The sequence below is a fragment of the Leadbetterella byssophila DSM 17132 genome (assembly GCF_000166395.1).
Classification (GTDB): domain Bacteria; phylum Bacteroidota; class Bacteroidia; order Cytophagales; family Spirosomataceae; genus Leadbetterella; species Leadbetterella byssophila.
In genome coordinates, this window is record NC_014655.1 from 756891 (window position 1) to 772953 (window position 16063).

16 protein-coding genes are annotated in these 16063 nt (G+C 39.9%); 10 read left to right on the plus strand and 6 right to left on the minus strand.

The window, feature by feature from the left end:
* Positions 1-113 precede the first annotated feature (113 nt).
* Positions 114-3011 (plus strand): sensor histidine kinase, encoded by a 2898-nt coding sequence (locus LBYS_RS03400; protein WP_041823411.1) that lies wholly within the window; start codon positions 114-116, stop codon positions 3009-3011.
* Positions 3008-3646, plus strand: a complete 639-nt coding sequence (locus LBYS_RS03405; protein WP_013407503.1) for a response regulator — start codon at positions 3008-3010, stop codon at positions 3644-3646. Before LBYS_RS03400 ends, LBYS_RS03405 begins: the two co-directional genes overlap by 4 nt.
* On the opposite strand, the gene folE is transcribed toward LBYS_RS03405, so the two are convergent.
* Both folE and LBYS_RS03415 read right to left on the minus strand, forming a co-directional pair.
* Positions 3643-4308: a GTP cyclohydrolase I FolE gene (gene folE, locus LBYS_RS03410; protein ID WP_013407504.1), complete on the minus strand. Its 666-nt coding sequence runs from the start codon at positions 4306-4308 to the stop codon at positions 3643-3645. The genes LBYS_RS03405 and folE overlap by 4 nt on opposite strands.
* Complete coding sequence (locus LBYS_RS03415; RefSeq protein ID WP_148225756.1) at positions 4286-4699, minus strand: 6-pyruvoyl trahydropterin synthase family protein; 414 nt, start codon at positions 4697-4699, stop codon at positions 4286-4288. The genes folE and LBYS_RS03415 overlap by 23 nt, the downstream gene beginning before the upstream one ends.
* 157 nt (positions 4700-4856) lie before the next feature.
* Here LBYS_RS03415 and LBYS_RS03420 point away from each other — a divergent pair, with 157 nt between their 5' ends.
* Positions 4857-6518 (plus strand): DNA polymerase III subunit gamma/tau, encoded by a 1662-nt coding sequence (locus tag LBYS_RS03420; protein ID WP_013407506.1) that lies wholly within the window; start codon positions 4857-4859, stop codon positions 6516-6518.
* A gap of 84 nt (positions 6519-6602) precedes the next feature.
* On the opposite strand, the gene LBYS_RS03425 is transcribed toward LBYS_RS03420, so the two are convergent.
* Together LBYS_RS03425 and LBYS_RS03430 are read right to left on the minus strand one after the other, a co-directional pair.
* Positions 6603-7568 (minus strand): serine hydrolase domain-containing protein, encoded by a 966-nt coding sequence (locus tag LBYS_RS03425; RefSeq protein ID WP_013407507.1) that lies wholly within the window; start codon positions 7566-7568, stop codon positions 6603-6605.
* A 10-nt stretch (positions 7569-7578) separates the two neighbouring features.
* The gene (locus LBYS_RS03430; RefSeq protein WP_013407508.1) at positions 7579-8151 is read right to left on the minus strand and encodes a Crp/Fnr family transcriptional regulator; all 573 of its coding nucleotides are present in this window, start codon (positions 8149-8151) and stop codon (positions 7579-7581) included.
* Between the two features lie 728 nt (positions 8152-8879).
* Between LBYS_RS03430 and rpiB the strand changes: the two genes are divergently transcribed.
* From rpiB to LBYS_RS03450, 4 genes are all read left to right on the plus strand, one after another.
* Positions 8880-9323 carry a ribose 5-phosphate isomerase B gene (gene rpiB, locus LBYS_RS03435; protein ID WP_013407510.1) on the plus strand — a complete coding sequence of 148 codons (444 nt, stop codon included), beginning with the start codon at positions 8880-8882 and terminating at the stop codon, positions 9321-9323.
* 127 nt (positions 9324-9450) lie between these two features.
* Positions 9451-9981: a T9SS type A sorting domain-containing protein gene (locus LBYS_RS03440; RefSeq protein ID WP_013407511.1), complete on the plus strand. Its 531-nt coding sequence runs from the start codon at positions 9451-9453 to the stop codon at positions 9979-9981.
* A 53-nt stretch (positions 9982-10034) separates the two neighbouring features.
* The gene (locus LBYS_RS03445; protein WP_013407512.1) at positions 10035-10925 is read left to right on the plus strand and encodes an outer membrane protein assembly factor BamD; all 891 of its coding nucleotides are present in this window, start codon (positions 10035-10037) and stop codon (positions 10923-10925) included.
* Between the two features lie 40 nt (positions 10926-10965).
* Positions 10966-11271 carry a DNA-directed RNA polymerase subunit omega gene (locus LBYS_RS03450; protein ID WP_013407513.1) on the plus strand — a complete coding sequence of 102 codons (306 nt, stop codon included), beginning with the start codon at positions 10966-10968 and terminating at the stop codon, positions 11269-11271.
* Between the two features lie 28 nt (positions 11272-11299).
* On the opposite strand, the gene LBYS_RS03455 is transcribed toward LBYS_RS03450, so the two are convergent.
* Complete coding sequence (locus LBYS_RS03455; RefSeq protein ID WP_013407514.1) at positions 11300-11899, minus strand: NUDIX hydrolase; 600 nt, start codon at positions 11897-11899, stop codon at positions 11300-11302.
* Between the two features lie 34 nt (positions 11900-11933).
* Positions 11934-13514: an NAD(P)/FAD-dependent oxidoreductase gene (locus LBYS_RS03460; protein WP_013407515.1), complete on the minus strand. Its 1581-nt coding sequence runs from the start codon at positions 13512-13514 to the stop codon at positions 11934-11936.
* Between the two features lie 67 nt (positions 13515-13581).
* On the opposite strand from LBYS_RS03460, the gene LBYS_RS18585 reads away from it, so the two are divergent.
* From LBYS_RS18585 to nuoK, 3 genes are read left to right on the plus strand one after another with little or no spacing between them, the layout of a single operon-like run.
* On the plus strand, positions 13582-15282 hold the full coding sequence (locus LBYS_RS18585) for a 4Fe-4S binding protein (RefSeq protein ID WP_083794535.1): 1701 nt from the start codon (positions 13582-13584) through the stop codon (positions 15280-15282).
* Positions 15275-15754, plus strand: coding sequence for an NADH-quinone oxidoreductase subunit J family protein (locus tag LBYS_RS03470; RefSeq protein WP_013407517.1), 480 nt, complete (start codon positions 15275-15277; stop codon positions 15752-15754). The genes LBYS_RS18585 and LBYS_RS03470 overlap by 8 nt, the downstream gene beginning before the upstream one ends.
* Entirely contained in the window at positions 15744-16052 is a 309-nt protein-coding gene (gene nuoK, locus LBYS_RS03475) for an NADH-quinone oxidoreductase subunit NuoK (RefSeq protein WP_148225757.1), read from the plus strand. The genes LBYS_RS03470 and nuoK overlap by 11 nt, the downstream gene beginning before the upstream one ends.
* Positions 16053-16063: the final 11 nt, after the last annotated feature.

The window sequence follows — 16063 nt, forward strand, 5'->3', positions numbered from 1 at the left end:
GGTCTTTGACCCTTGACAATACCAAAAAAGGTGTAAAATCTTATCTAATGGATTGAAAAATACCCATTTTGGTGTATTTTTTACTAAGCATTTCTACATACATTTGCACAGACATGAGAACCTACTTTTGTATAATCCTTTGCCTCTTGTCAGGAGGTTACTTATATGCGCAGAAGTCGCCTTCTTTGCTCTTTAAGCATTTGGATTATAAGAATGGTCTTTCTGATCCTACTATTCAAAGTCTTTTGTCTGATCGATACGGTTTCTTATGGATAGGAACTCATAATGGTTTGAATAGATTTGACGGGACCAATTGCGTGACATTTCCTTTGGAAGGAAATATGATTACCAAGTTATACCGCAGCCCTCAAGGAGAAATGTACGTAGGCACACAAAAAGGTCTTTACCACTTGCTGGAACCGGAAGGCAGATTTCAATATTTGAATTTTGATAACTTCCCAAACTACTACGCATATCCTTTTTATGTAGGAGAGAAGATTTGGTGCAATATAGCCGGTGGAATAGCTATCAGAGATAGTACATATCATTTTCTGACTGACAGAACAAATGGAAAATCATACGTAGGTTCTACCGAAAATGGAAGGATAAAATGGTTGATTACAAATGCCTCCCAAGCCGGATTATTCGTACATTACTTTGGTTCCAATGAGGAAATCATAGAATCAAAAGAATACTTCCGCTCCGGTTTCCGGCTCTACCCCAGTGATGTTTTCGTGGAGAAGGATTCTACCGTTTGGGTGGCGAGCGACAAAGGCCTGACCCGTCTAAATCCCCACACAGGAGACTATGATCATTTTGATTTGGGTATAGCCTTGAATTGTGTGTACCCTTATCAAGATCATTTGTTTATCGGTACTAATGGTGCAGGTATCTACCTTTGGAACAAAACTCAGAAAAAGGTAATAGCAGAATATAGGCATCAGTTCCATAATGAAGGAAGTCTCTCGGGTAACCAGATCATGAGAATCCATATTGATAATCAGGATCAGCTCTATGTTTCGGTTTTGGGTAAAGGTCTAGATTATACTAACCTACGTCAGGTACAGTTTACGCATTTGTTAGATAAAGAAGTAGCCTTGGCTAAAGGTATAGACAATGATATAACGGCTATGATCCAAAGGCCGAACGGAGAAATCTGGTGTGGCACGCGAACTGATGGTATCCTGGTACTTGATTCTTCTGGAGAAAAGCTAGTTCGGCACTTGCTGAAAAAGGATCCTGTTCGAGGTATCTTTACCTTAGGTGAGGGAAAGATTTTAGTGACTTTAGATCAGCAGAGGAATTTGATATTCGATCCAAGTACCGGACAGTTTTCTGCTTTCCCTGCCTCTAACTTAGCAGAAAACGTAACTTCCGTAGCCATTGATCCTCTGGATAGTTCCACAATACTCTGCACTCCTCAGGGGGCAGCTAGGTGGGATGGAAGTTTCAGATTTTTGGAAAAATTGAATTCTACGGTAGAATGGAAGAACATCAGCCATTTTGTTTTCCTAAATGAGGAAGAAGTCCTTGTTCAAACGTATTATACGAATTTATCTGTAGCTAAAAGAGATGGTAGAGATTTCATCGCAACTCAGGAAGTAGCTCGTACTCCATTTAACATTAATGCATCTGTTAAAGTGGGTAATTTTTTGTATCTGGCTACCAGTTCCGGCTTGTACAGATTTAAGGACGGTACTTTAGAACAATTGATGTCAGCTTACAGTACGGATCTCTTACGTGCTAAAGATGATATTTGGATCAATACACATAATGGTTTACAGAAGTATTCTTTAAAAACCGGTGAATTCTTCCGGTTTACGGAAATGGATGGTCTACAAGGCGCCATCTTTAATGGTGGGACATTTGTGTTCAAAAGTGGGGGAGAGGTCTTGACTGCCGGATCTAACGGTTTGAACCGTTTTGATCCTTCAGAGGTCAAAAGTGTACATTTTTCTTCCAAAGCTTACATCACTAAAGTTAACATCAATGACTTACCCTTTACCGAATGGAATCCCATTAATCTACAAGCCTTAACCTTGAATCATAATTCAAATACAGTATCTTTTCAGATTACCCCTTTGGATTTTATAAATCCAAAGTTTAGGAGGATTACCTACCAATTGATAGGTTTTGATTCATCTCCCATATCTGCTTATGGTGTTACAGATGTCAGATATGCAAAACTTCCACCTGGTGATTATGTTTTACGAATCCTAGTGGATGGCAATGCCACGGAATTAAAGATCTCTATAGTTCCTCCCTTCTGGCAGAGGTCATGGTTTATAGTTTTGAGTATATTAAGTGTGATAGGTATTACGGTTTTGAGTACGTATTGGTTTGGGAAATGGGTAAAAAATAACCAATTAGAGAAGATGAGAATCATGTTAAGTTCTCAGGAGGAGGAAAGGAAAAGGATAGCTGTGGATTTACATGATGATCTAGGTGGAAGGTTATCTTCCTTGAAGTTATACATGCAAGCGGCAGCCAGAGGGGTGGATCAGAAGGAAATCCTTAAAGATACCACCCGACTTTTAGACGAAGCCATTTCGGAACTACGGAATATACTCTTCAATCTAAGTCCGAAAACCTTAGATGAGAATGGATTAGAAGCTGCAATCGTGGAGTTAGGGAATAATATCGAAAGAATCACCGGTTTGAAGGTGGAGACGAATATAGATACCGGGCAGATTCGTATAGGAAGGCCGGTACAATATGCGGTGTATAGAATATCTCAGGAGCTGATCAATAATACCTTAAAGCATTCAAATGCTACAGAAGTATTTATTTCCTTGATCAACCGTGAAGATGGCTTGGTCTTTTTGTTTGAAGATAACGGGAAAGGCTTTCACATGGATGAAGTGAAATTAGGATATGGATTAACCAATATCAAAACACACGCTCAGGCGATTTACAGTGAGTTAACCATAGACACCAGTCCGGGTAAAGGCATAGCGGTAACGCTTATTATTCCAAAAGATACATTAAAATTTGAATCACCACCCCTATGAAAACCATATTAATAGTTGACGATCATACCATGTTTATCAATGGCTTGAAGCTGTTGCTCTCTTCTCTGCCGGGATATGAGGTTGCTGGGGTAGCCAGTAACGGACAGCAGGCATTAGATCAATTAGCAGAAACCCCAGTGGATATATTACTGATGGATGTGAATATGCCTGTTTTAAATGGGTACCAAACCACTTTTTTGGTTCGCGAGAGATTCCCTGAGGTGAAGATAATTATCTTATCTATGCTAGCTGACGAGTTGAGTGTTAGTAAATTACTTGAAGCTGGTGCACACGGGTATCTGTTTAAGAATGCAGATGAGGATGAGCTATTTGAGGCCTTTGATACCGTTACACAGGGTCATGTATATATAACAAAAGAAATCAGGGATAAAGTTCTGCCGGCAAAAATGGCGCAATTTAAGATGGATGATTCTATCAAGCTTTCCAGTAGAGAGGTAGATATTGCTCGTCTGATTATGGAGGGACTAACCAATATCGAAATTGCAGATAAGCTTTTCCTGAGTGTTCGTACAGTGGAGACGCACCGAAAGAACATTTTGGCCAAACTTAATCTCAAGAATACGGCTTCACTAGTGAAGTACTTGATGGAAAATAAGCCTTTTTTAGACCTTTAGGCTCTTAATTTTACCAATTGTAAGAACTCTTCTTTCTTCGCACTATCATGAAAGGCTCCGCTAAAGAATGAAGTTACGGTAGAACTGCTTTGGTCAGCTATTCCTCTGGAGGATACACAAAAATGATCAGCATCAACTACCACTGCCACATCTTCTGTAGCTAGTACCCGGGTTAATGTTTCTCCAATCTGTATGGTCAAGCGTTCTTGTACCTGAGGTCTTCTGGAGAAATAATTAACTATACGATGTAATTTGGATAAGCCTATAACCTTTCCTGTAGAAATATAGCCGATATGTACTTTTCCTACGATGGGGACGAAATGGTGTTCGCAGTTGGAGTAGAAAGTGATATCCCTTTCTACAAGTATCTCTGAGAATTTATAGTTGTTTTCAAACAGAGTCACAGAAGGCATATTGTCCGGACGTAAACCGGAGAACAATTCCTGCACATACATTTTAGCCACGCGTCTAGGCGTACCTGCAAGACTTTCGTCATTTAGGTCCAAACCTAGGGTGTGCATGATTTCTCTGAAGTGCACAGCTATCTTCTCAATCTTTTCTTCGTCACTTAGTTCAAAGGCATCCGGACGAAGGGGAGTCTTCGCTGAAGTCATCTGGTGGTCATTCCCGATTTCGTCTTCAGTTTTCAGGATATTCAACATAATTTCTTTCTGTTTCAAATAAACGGATCTTTATATCGTACTTTTCCTCAATCTTTGGACGTAAAATATCGTAAATGACTACACAAATATTTTCAGCCGTGGGATTTATGTCCTTAAAGTAGGGTAGATCCAGATTTAGATTCTTGTGATCAAAAACCTCCAATACATGTTCACGGATCAGATCACTCAAGATTTTGAGGTCAAATACAAAACCTGATTTGGGATCAACTTCTCCGGTGACTTTAACGTGCAATTCGTAATTGTGTCCGTGATAATTAGGATTATTACATTTTCCAAAGATACGGGCATTCGTTTCCTGATCCCACTCTTCACAGTGAAGACGATGGGCCGCATTAAAATGCTCTTTTCTGAAAACGGAAACTCTTGTCATGTACAAAGTTTGTGTACTACACATACTCCTTGCTATTCGTTAGCAGAAGTGGAGAAAGGTCAAAGGTATAAAGGATTTTTTGAAGATTTAAGTTCATTAGGCTTTCTTTATTTTTTTCTTGAGAGGGATTTTATTCCAATGTTTGTATCTTTGTGTTATGGATAATTTTGTCGTTTCAGCTCGAAAGTACCGTCCGGTCACCTTTGATTCTGTTGTGGGTCAATCTCACATTACCACCACCTTGAAAAATGCCATTTCTTCGGGTCAATTGGCTCAGGCTTTTTTATTCACAGGACCTAGAGGGGTAGGTAAAACGACTTGCGCCAGGATTTTGGCAAAGACCATTAACTGTCAAAATGTTAGCGCAGATACAGAACCATGTAATGAGTGTACTTCCTGTAAGAACTTTGCTCAAAATGCTTCTTTCAATATTCATGAGCTGGATGCGGCCTCAAATAACTCGGTAGAGGATATTCGGAATTTGATTGATCAGGTACGTTTTCCTCCTCAGGATGGGAAATACAAGGTCTATATCATAGATGAGGTTCATATGCTATCTCAAGCGGCCTTTAACGCCTTCCTGAAGACGCTTGAAGAGCCTCCTGCTTATGCCATCTTTATCCTGGCAACTACGGAGAAGCATAAGATTCTCCCTACTATTCTAAGTAGGTGTCAGATCTTTGATTTTAATAGGATTCAAATCAAGGATATGGCGGATCATTTGGCCAATATTGCTATTAAAGAGAACATTGGTTTTGAACCTGAAGCTTTAGAGTTGATCGCATTGAAGGCCGATGGAGGTTTGAGGGATGCCTTGTCCATGTTTGACTTGAACGTGACCTTTTCTAATGATAGAGTGTTAAGGTACAAGGATGTCTTGGAAAACCTTCATGTCTTGGATTATGACTATTATCTCCGAATGACAGATCATTTGTACAAAGGAGACATCACTGAGATAATTTTGATCTTAAATGAGATCATTACTAAGGGTTTTGATTTGCATCAATTTGTAGTAGGTTTGGCAGAACATTTCCGGAATCTACTTATTTGTAAAAATCCCGAAACTGTACATATACTAGAGCTATCTGAAACCATCAAGTCTAAGTATCTGGAGCAATCTAAATGGATCAATACTTCCTTTTTGCTTTCAGCTTTGAGCGTAAGTTCTCAGATGGATATTCATTTTAAATCATCAAAGAACCAGCGTTTGCATGTAGAAGTGGGATTGTTGAAATTGTCTCAAATTCAATCGGTCTTGAACCTGGCACAATTACCTGAGGCTGAAAAAAAAACTCCTGACTTAACGGTTCAGGCTCCAAATCTGACGCCAACAGTGACATTACCTACTGTTTCCGGCCCTAAAAAGCCCATTGGGATTGCGGGATTGAAGTCGGTTAAGAGCTTGCATAAGAAGGAAGAAGCGGTGAAGGAGGAGGTGGTAGCTACTCCAGTTTATGACGTGAAAAATCCATTTACGGAAGGACAAGCCATAGGAGCATTGTCTGAGTTCTTTAAGCAGCGTTCTTCTCCTAATGAGCGATTGATCTTTGAAAGTGGGTATGATATTAAGGATACGCATATTCAATTCAAACTTCCCAATACCTTTCTATATGGGCTATTCGAGAATTTGAAGTCAGATATGTTAGAATATCTGAAACGCAAACTTAAGAATGGGGAGATTAGTGCCGATGCTATAGTAACAGCAGAGGAAACTCAAGCCAAGCCTAGAACCGAGCAACAAAAATTCGAGGCCATGGCAGAGAAGAATCCGGTATTATGGGAATTGAAAAAAAGTCTGGACCTAGACCTTATTTTCTAAATTCTTGATCCAGGTATAGAACAGCCTCTTTAAGCATAAGATTATAAGGTTCAGCTGTGCAGTCTTTGCAACCGTTCGTGATGACTACATAGCCAAATTTTTTTTCGGATGGAAAAACATCATACTGTAAAGTCCATATGCTGAACCGGTATGCCCTATCATGGTTTCGCCGGGGATCAATAGTTCAGTCTGGAGTAATCCTAATCCATAGCCTTTTAAGACGGGTGTCTGCATGATTTGGGCGCTCTTTTTGGACAGAACTCCTTTCTTTCCGTAATTCATGTGCATGATCATGTACTTAGCTAAATCAGGGGCGGAGATTTTCATCCCTCCAGTAGGCGAGAAGATGGGTGTGGTTTTCCCCATTTCATATTTACTTATCTCTTCTCTTCTTGGATGGTAAGCTGCCTCAGAAACCTTAAAGCCATTTTCGTAGGCGTAAAGAGGAGTCAGGAGTTGAGCTGGAAGTGCATCTACCCGGTATCCGGCCGTCAGTCCCAGAGGTTTTAAGATGATTTGCTCTATGTATTGATCAAAACGGATTCCTGAGACCTTTTCAACTACACTTCCTAGTAGGTTATAATTTAGGTTGCAATAGGAATAGCCTTCTCCAGGGGCATAGGGGTGAAAGGGAGGATCATTTTCCAAAACATCCAAAGTGAAATAGCCTTTGGCATCGCTTAATGCGGAAGTATGTGACATTAGCATTTTTAAAGTGATGACTACCTCCGGGTACTTAGGGTGCCTTAAGGGATAACCCAGGTATTTACTGATATCATCATCTATATCCAGTTTGCCTTCCGCTTGGAGGTGCATTAATGCAGTTGCGGTAAAGGATTTACTAATAGAGGCAATTCGGAAGATATGCTCAGGTTTTAAATCTTCGCCGGTATCCAAATTCTTCTTGCCCACAGCCCCCGTGCGAATGATTTTGCCTTTTTTGACTACAGCGTAAGACAGGCCTACGCCTTCGTATTTATTTAATATATCTTCAAGTGGACTTTGAGCCCAAGCCGATACAGATAATAAGATTAGTAGGATAAATTTCATGCTAGGTAGTTTATTTTTTCATGATTCTTCTCCTCAATCTACTAAGCGATTGAGGTTTTATTCCCAGGTAACTGGCTATTTGATGTTGGGGTATTCTTTGGATGAGATCAGGCCTGTTTTCTACGAGATTTAGGTATCTTTTTTCAGGAGAAGAGGTTTTAAATTGGTCGAAATCTATATTTTTTCGGGCCAAAAGTTCAGCAGAAAATACCCTACACATGGCATCAAACTTTGGAAATTTTTGGTTTATTTCTTCCTCCATTTGTGCATTTGATACGCATAGAATGGAGTCTTCCACGCTACTCACATAAAATTCGGATGCCGTATTCTGGAGCACGCAAGGTGGGGTCAAAGCTTCTGATTCCGTATAAAAAGCCGTAGTTTTTTCTTCTCCTTCTAGAATATAATAGGTCCTGATACAGCCTTTTAATACAAAATAACTTTCTGTAGATTTCTGGCCTTCTTTTAGGAGTATACTACCTTTTTTAAAAGACCTGATCAAGTTGAGTGATTCTAATGCTGCTTTTTCTTCCTGATCTAGGGTGATATATTTCGCTATAAAGTTGAATAGTTCATTGTGCATTTTAAGGAGATAATAAGGCCAAAGATATAAAAAAACGGGTGTACTATCAATTGCGTCAGGGAATAGCTTTGATGATCCTGAAATATAGTCTATGCAATCTAATTTCTGAAGTAGTAGAGATTGATTTAATAGTTAAATTAGAGAGTCTTGTGGTATAGTGAACTTCTAATTTTCATACCAAAGATTAAAATCTTATTTCATGTTGTCCACTAAAAAAATGGCGATGACATAGGTAGGAGCAGAGTCTTCCGTTGATATTACTCGTAGTAAGTAAATGATTGATAAGCAGACGGCAGAGAAAATGAATGAATTTCTAGGGGAAAAATTTCTATACGTAAAGAATGGGTGTCTAAAGTACATAGAGAAGTTTGGCGAAAGTGCATCTACTAGGGGAAGAAGGTCAAAACTGGGTCATTTTATCTAAATAAATCGTTGTGCAAGGTAAAAAGTAGGGTAGTGTTTGTGGCTAACAAGTGGCTCTGCTATGATATAGAAGGTGGCGGTCACTTTGGATCAAATAGTAGCCATAGTAGATAACTTAAGAGTACAAAGCTCTATTCTAACCATATTCTTTTTAGGAAATCTCCTCTATGAACCAAAATTTTGTTCTCTCAGATAAGAAATAGGTAGATGAATTGAATGTTTGGAGGTTTTAAATAGTAATGGTTCTATTTGCTTTCTTTATTTTTGTCTATTGATAATTAATAATCCTCAAAAAATTAAGATAGATGGCATTAAGGATAGCAATCGGCAGTGATCATGCCGGATTTCAGTACAAGCAAAAGATCTTAGCCTGGTTACAAGAGCAGAATTTTAAAACCGCAGATTATGGAACCTATTCAGAGGAGTCCATGGACTATCCTGATGCTGCCCATCCTGTAGCAAATGCGGTAGAAAAGGGTGAGTATGATTTCGGCATTTTACTTTGTGGAAGTGCCAATGGGGTATGTATGACTGCGAATAAACACCAGGGAGTTCGTGCTGGTTTAGCGTGGAATTTAGAAGTGGTGAAGCTGATTCGTCAGCACAATAACGCCAATGTGATCTGTTTGCCTGCTAGGTTTATATCTGAGCATCAGGCACTTGAATACGTGAAAGAGTTCTTGAATACGCCGTTTGAAGGTGGACGTCATGCCACTAGAGTGAATAAGATGGGTATTCCAACTTGTTAATTTTAAGCTATTTTTAATCTATAGATGCAACCTTTTAATAAAAAAGTGTGTCTATAGTTATGAAAGACAGAAATGTCTTTGTAAATTGTAGAAAAAAAAGAAGTTATAAGACAAATTTTACGTTCCGTTGAAATGGTTTAGCAAAATAGCCCTCTTGGTGATCATGGCGTCCATGACGTCCGTGACCTTGCTTGCCCAAAACGCTCAGTCACGTCTGAACGTTGGGAAAGACGGAAAGAAGCCCATCGTAAAAGAGCCTGCACCAGTATTTGGTAAGACTCCTGAAAAGATCAATTTTAACTCCAGGACAGAGTTTACTCAATATTATCGAAATCTATTGCTAAAGAAGGAAGGGGATACGAAATCTGAACCTCATAAAGGTACTGAGATCGTTTCTGATAAGATTAAGTTTGGAAACATGTTCCCTAACCCTGCTGTAGATTTTGTAGAGATTCCTTATGATGCTCTAGATCAGTTTAAGGAAGCTCGGGTAACTGTAATGAGCATGGTAGGTTCTCCCCTGCTAGAGTATCCGGTTACTGCTAATGGGAATAAAGTTAAATTGAACACTTCAAATCTAGAGTCAGGGATCTACATGGTGCAGTTTGTGGTAGATGGAAAGAAGATTGGAACTAAAAAACTGTTGGTAGAAAAATAATTTTATAACTTGCTCTGCGTTTATTACCCATTAGAATCTCTTACCTTTGTCGGATGAATCTTAGATTATATCCCTTACTCGTCTTAAGTGTTTTAATTTTTTCATGTTCTAGGGAGTTCTCCAGAGTTCAGAAGAAAGGAACTACCGAAGAAAAATATGCTGCTGCTGTTAAGTATTACAAGAAAGCAGATTATTATAAGGCTTCTGTGCTTTTTGAAGAGATCGCACCTCTTTTGAAGGGCGATAGTACTGCTGAAAGAACCCAGTTCTACAATGCGTATGCGAACTATTATTTGGGTAACTACCAAATGAGTTCTTATCTCTTCAATACCTTCTACGCTACGTATAATAATAGTCCGTTTGCGGAAGAAGCGTATTATATGTATGCTTATTCCATGTATAAGGATACTCCTCCATATAATTTGGATCAGACGAATACCTTGACGGCTATTGATGCTCTTCAGACCTTTATAAACTCTTATCCTGATAGCAAGTACGCAGATGATTGTGCAAAGAATCTACAAGATTTGAGGGAAAGATTAGAGCGTAAGTCTTACGAAAAAGCTAAGCAGTATTTCAAAACTCGTGACCCGTCTTGGGGCGGTTTGAGTAATTATTTAGCTTCTGTAGTGACTATAGATAACTTCAAAAAGGATTTTCCTGATTCGAAGTATAACGAGGAACTGAGTGCTATGCAGATCACTGCACAGTATGAACTGGCTGATCTTAGTTTATTTAATAAACAAAAGGAGAGATACAATCAGGCTATTGAATACTACAATAAGTTTATTGACAAATATCCCAATAGCAAATACCTTAAGGATCTGGAAAAACTTTATGATAAATCCTTAAAAGGATTGCAAAAAGTAGCAGAAATAGAGAAGCAGATAGAGGAGATGAAAAAGCAAGCTGAAGCCGCTAAAGCGGAAGAAGTTGATAAATAAGAAAAAGTTTTGTAATTTTGCGTTTTAAATTGAAATAACTATGGCAATAAATCCTTCGATTATCACTCGCGATACAGATGTTTTGGCTTCTAAGACCACTAACTTGTATGAATCTGTGTACGTAGTTTCTAAGAGGGCTCAGCAAATCGCGATTAAATCTAAAGAAGAGTTATCGCATAAATTAAGCGAGTTTGCCTCTAGCGTAGATAACTTAGAAGAAATCTTTGAAAACAGAGAACAGATTGAAATTTCTAAGTACTATGAAAGACAGCCTAAACCTACTAGTGTAGCGCTAGAGGAGTTTTTGTCTGATCAGATTGTCGTAAAATACAAAGATGCTGAATAAGAGAAAGGTCGTTTTAAACGACCTTTTTTTATGGCCAAAGTATATCTGATAACTCTCCGAGCATTAAGGCTGTAGCACCCCATACCCAGGTGTCTTGAATCTCAAATCCCGGTACGTCTACTTCTTGATTACCAATGGTAATGGTTCTATGCACAGTTTCCCCTTTTAAATCTGTCAACTTAGGAGTGTAAATCTTGTCTACTTCTCTGGCATCGGGATAAAATTGTGGAGTATAATCCATGAATCCTATTACAGGATATACTACATAATTACTGATAGGGATATAGACTTCCGTTAATTGTCCCAGGATTTGAACATCCATAGCCCGAATACCAATCTCTTCCTGAGCTTCACGTAAGGCCGTACGGATCACATTCTCATCTGAAGGTTCTGTCTTTCCACCCGGTAATGCCATTTGCCCTCCATGTTTACCGTCATACTTTGGTCGTAAGATGAGAGGAAAATAGATCTCATTTTCATGTGGATACAAAAGAATCAGTACAGCACTGCTTCTTAAATCAGCAGGAATATCCATGCTTCTACCCGGATGCATGAATCTCTTATGAGATGCTATCCCAGGTAAAGGGTCTTTGAGCCTTTTTTCTAGGAAAGTAATGGTGGAATCCATGTTTAATAAGTCTGTGTGACAATGTATAGCGATTTTAGTATTTTTCCAAGTATTTTTTGGCGAATGCGTTTACGCATCTTTCACCGTCTACTGCAGCGGAAACTATTCCTCCAGCATATCCTGCACCTTCTCCGCAAGGGTAAAATCTCTGGACCTCAGGATGTTCCAGGTCCTCTTCCGTTCGAGGTATGCGCACAGGGGAAGAGGTTCTACTTTCTATTCCAATCATTTGCCCGAGTTCATAGTTTTTCATCTTTCTATTAAATCCTTTCAAGCCTTGCTTCAATGCACCTGCTATAGGTTTGGGGAGGATATGATGAAAGTCCAGTGGGATTAGACCGGGTTGATAAGAGGTTTCATTTAAGTCTTTGCTTACTTTACCGCTATAAAAATCTTTTATCTTTTGAGCAGGAGCTGCTTGGGAATATTCTGCTCCTGACTTTTCTATCACAAGTTGATGTGCCCTTTGTTCTATTACTTTTTGATATTGGAGTGCAGATAAGGGGCCATATTTTTCCAGGTAGGGTGCCCAGTCTCTTTCGTCAATGGCCACTACCACACCGGAGTTTGCAAAGTACGAGTCTCTTCTAGAAGGAGACATGCCGTTCACCACTAGCTCTCCCGGAGCAGTAGAGGCCGGAACTATGAATCCTCCTGGGCACATACAGAAGCTGAATACTCCTCTCTGTACTCCCTCAAAATTCGTTTGTTCCACTAAACTATATGCAGCAGCAGGCAATAGTCCTCTTTGAGGAGTATGGTATTGACAAGAATCTACGAATTTTTGCGCATGCTCAACCCTGACTCCTAAGGCAAAAGGCTTATTCTCCAAAGCCAGACCTTTTTGGTGTAAAAGCTCAAAGATATCTCTTGCAGAGTGACCTGTAGCTAGAATAACTCCATCCGCCTGCCATGTTTTGTCTCCTTGGCTGATTACACCTTTAATTTGTCCATTCTCAAAGAGGAAGTCGGTTACTTTGGTGTCAAAATGGATTTCTCCACTGTTTTGCAGGATGGTGTTTCGGATGTTTTCTATTACTACCGGTAATTTGTTTGTTCCAATATGCGGGTGGGTTTCGACTAAGATTCTTTCTGTAGCTCCATGCTTCACAAAGATCTCTAGTATCCTCCTGATGTCGCCTCTCTTCTTTGATCTTGTGTATAGCTTTCCGTCGGAATACGTTCCTGCTCCTCCTTCTCCAAAGCAATAATTGGAATCTGGATTGACAATGTGTTCTTTATTGATGGCTGCAAGATCTCTTCTTCGAGCACGAACGTCCTTTCCTCTTTCCAGAATGATGGGTTGGATCTGAAGTTCTAAGCAGCGTAGGGCTGCAAAAAGTCCCGCAGGTCCTGCGCCTATTATGATGAGTTTCTTTTTGAAAGGTCCTGATTTGTACTGGTATTCTGGGAAGTCAAGAGGTTGAAATGGGCCATCTGTGGAAATTTCAACTTCTAAATTTACCTTCACGGCTTTACCTCTGGCGTCTATAGATTGACGGTATTTGCGAAAGTGGAATTGATCTAATCCCGTTTTCTTTTTTAGAAATGATTCTAAAGCATCCTGGTCAAAGGCTATTTCCGGTCCAACTACATATTTTAAGATTTTCTGCATAAAGAAAGGTTTCTATCCTTTAATGCCGCAAAGTTAGGTGGTAATTCGTATTTTTGTCCAGTATACTATGGAAAACGTTTTGGCTTATTTCCGCAATATCCTGAGAGGGATTCGCACTACGAGTAAGGGTTTGGGCTTAACGCTAAAGCACTTATGGGCGGCTAGGCATAGTAAGGGTCATATGGAACTTCGTTCTACTGAGTTTTTTCAGGTAGATGAAGGTAATGTGACCTTACAGTATCCCCATGCGCGATTGGAAGTGCCAGATACGGGTAGATATCAATTGGATTGTGAGATTGACGATTGCATTGTTTGTGATAAATGTGCAAAGGTCTGTCCGGTTGATTGTATAGAAATAGAAGCCATAAAATCTCCGGAATTGATTAGATATGCATCAGATGGATCTCCGGTTCGTTTGCATGCTGCTAAGTTCAATATAGACATGGCGAAATGTTGTTTCTGTGGTTTATGTACTACCGTATGTCCTACAGAATGCTTGACCATGACTTCTGAATATGATTTTTCAGTTGAGGAAGTAGATTTGCTGAATTTCGCATTTTCTAATCTTTCTGCTAAAGAAGCGGAAGAAAAGAGAGAGTTGTATCAGCAATTTGTGGCGGAAAAGGAGGCTTCAAAAGCCTTAGATAAGCCTAAAGGTAATGATTCTCCATCCGTGGCTAAACCAGTTTTTACCCCTAAAGCCAAACCTGAGGCTTCAGAAGGAGTAGCTAAGTCTGCTTTTGTTCCAAAGGCGAAGCCTCAAGTAGGGGAGGAAAATGCTAAACCAGGATTTTTGCCAAAAGGTAAGCCACAAGAGGCTGATGAGGGTTCCAAGCCTGCTTTCGTGCCAAAATCTAAGCCCGAACAGGCGGAAGGTGAAAAAAAGCCTGCATTTGTACCAAAGGCGAAGCCTCAAGTGGCAGATGAAGTTTCCAAACCAGCTTTTATACCCAAAGCTAAGCCCGAACAGGCGGAAGGTGAAAATAAGCCTGCTTTTGTTCCAAAGGCTAAGCCTCAAGTGGAAGATGAAGTTTCCAAACCAGCTTTTATACCCAAAGCTAAGCCCGAACAGGCGGAAGGTGAAAATAAGCCTGCTTTTGTTCCAAAGGCGAAGCCTCAAATATCAGATGAGGGTTCCAAGTCAGCTTTTATACCCAAAGTTAAGCCCGAACAGGCGGAAGGTGAAAATAAGCCTGCATTTGTTCCAAAGGCGAAGCCTCAAGTGGCAGATGAAGTTTCCAAACCAGCTTTTATGCCCAAAGCTAAGCCCGAACAGGTGGAAGGTGAAAATAAGGCTGCTTTTGTTCCAAAGGCGAAGCCTCAAGTGGCAGATGAAGTTTCCAGACCAGCTTTTGTACCAAAATCTAAGCCCGAACAGGCGGAAGGTGAAAACAAGCCTGCATTTGTTCCAAAGGCGAAGCTACAAGGGGCAGATGAGGGTTCTAAACCAGCTTTTATACCCAAAGCTAAGCCCGTACAGGAGGAAGGTGAAAAAAAGCCTGCATTTGTACCAAAGGCGAAGCCACAAGTGGCAGATGAGGGTTCCAAGCCAGCTTTTGTGCCCAAAGCCAAGCCAGAAGTTGCGGAAGGTGAAAACAAGCCTGCTTTCGTGCCAAAGGCTAAACCTCAAATAGCAGATGAGGGTTCCAAGTCAGCTTTTATACCCAAAGGTAACCCCGAACAGGCGGAAGGGGAAAATAATTCTAGTTCTGAGGGATCAAAAGCTAAATTTGTCCCAAAACGTAAACCACCAATGGCAAATGATTGATCTAGTGTTTTGGTTGTTTTGCCTGCTTACAATTGGAGGAGGAGTATATGTCTTACTTAGTAAGAATGTACTTTATGCAGCCTATGGTTTATTGAGTACTTTTTTAGGTGTAGCTGGAATGTTTGTGTTTGCAGGAGCGGAATTTATGGCTGCTGCTCAAATCATGATCTATGTGGGGGGGATTATGATTTTATTGATCTTTGGGATTATGCTGAGCACACGCAGGAAATATTTGGTGGTGGAAGATGCCGCTCAAAATCGTGGGATTCTGGTTGCGGTCTTATTAGCTGCAGTTTGGATAGTATTGATTATAAAATTGCGACTACTTTCTGGTGAACCTGTCGAGCTGATCTCTATCAAGAAGGTGGGATTGGCCTTGATGACATCCCATGTTTTAATATTGGAATTGGTGGGTGTGATATTATTAATGGCTCTGGTTGGAGCCACCTATATAGCGCGAGATGATAGATAATTTAATGCCATATTTATGCGTATCGGCCGTCCTATTTGCTTTAGGTTTTGCGGTAGTGGTAACGAAGAAAAACCTCGTTCTAATGCTTATGGGGGTGGAAATGATGTTAAATGCGGTCAATATTAACTTCGCTATTTTCTCGAAATTTGACAAATCTGCAGAGCAAGGACAAATTTTTTCAATTTTTATTATGATAGTTGCCGCGGCGGAAATTGCTGTAGGTCTGGCAATTGCGTTAAAGGTGCGTAAATACTACCAAGAAATTGACCCTTTAAAGTTAAATTCTTTGCGTGATTAGATTTGGAATTT

What these genes read in the sequence shown, in the direction of transcription:
- LBYS_RS03400 (WP_041823411.1), top strand. Translation starts at nt 114, where the DNA reads ATGAGAACCTACTTTTGTATAATCCTTTGCCTCTTGTCAGGAGGTTAC.
- LBYS_RS03405 (WP_013407503.1), top strand. Translation starts at nt 3,008, where the DNA reads ATGAAAACCATATTAATAGTTGACGATCATACCATGTTTATCAATGGC.
- folE (WP_013407504.1), bottom strand. Translation starts at nt 4,308, where the DNA reads ATGTTGAATATCCTGAAAACTGAAGACGAAATCGGGAATGACCACCAG.
- LBYS_RS03415 (WP_148225756.1), bottom strand. Translation starts at nt 4,699, where the DNA reads ATGACAAGAGTTTCCGTTTTCAGAAAAGAGCATTTTAATGCGGCCCAT.
- LBYS_RS03420 (WP_013407506.1), top strand. Translation starts at nt 4,857, where the DNA reads ATGGATAATTTTGTCGTTTCAGCTCGAAAGTACCGTCCGGTCACCTTT.
- LBYS_RS03425 (WP_013407507.1), bottom strand. Translation starts at nt 7,568, where the DNA reads ATGAAATTTATCCTACTAATCTTATTATCTGTATCGGCTTGGGCTCAA.
- LBYS_RS03430 (WP_013407508.1), bottom strand. Translation starts at nt 8,151, where the DNA reads ATGCACAATGAACTATTCAACTTTATAGCGAAATATATCACCCTAGAT.
- rpiB (WP_013407510.1), top strand. Translation starts at nt 8,880, where the DNA reads ATGGCATTAAGGATAGCAATCGGCAGTGATCATGCCGGATTTCAGTAC.
- LBYS_RS03445 (WP_013407512.1), top strand. Translation starts at nt 10,035, where the DNA reads ATGAATCTTAGATTATATCCCTTACTCGTCTTAAGTGTTTTAATTTTT.
- LBYS_RS03450 (WP_013407513.1), top strand. Translation starts at nt 10,966, where the DNA reads ATGGCAATAAATCCTTCGATTATCACTCGCGATACAGATGTTTTGGCT.
- LBYS_RS03455 (WP_013407514.1), bottom strand. Translation starts at nt 11,899, where the DNA reads ATGGATTCCACCATTACTTTCCTAGAAAAAAGGCTCAAAGACCCTTTA.
- LBYS_RS03460 (WP_013407515.1), bottom strand. Translation starts at nt 13,514, where the DNA reads ATGCAGAAAATCTTAAAATATGTAGTTGGACCGGAAATAGCCTTTGAC.
- LBYS_RS18585 (WP_083794535.1), top strand. Translation starts at nt 13,582, where the DNA reads ATGGAAAACGTTTTGGCTTATTTCCGCAATATCCTGAGAGGGATTCGC.
- LBYS_RS03470 (WP_013407517.1), top strand. Translation starts at nt 15,275, where the DNA reads ATGATTGATCTAGTGTTTTGGTTGTTTTGCCTGCTTACAATTGGAGGA.
- nuoK (WP_148225757.1), top strand. Translation starts at nt 15,744, where the DNA reads ATGATAGATAATTTAATGCCATATTTATGCGTATCGGCCGTCCTATTT.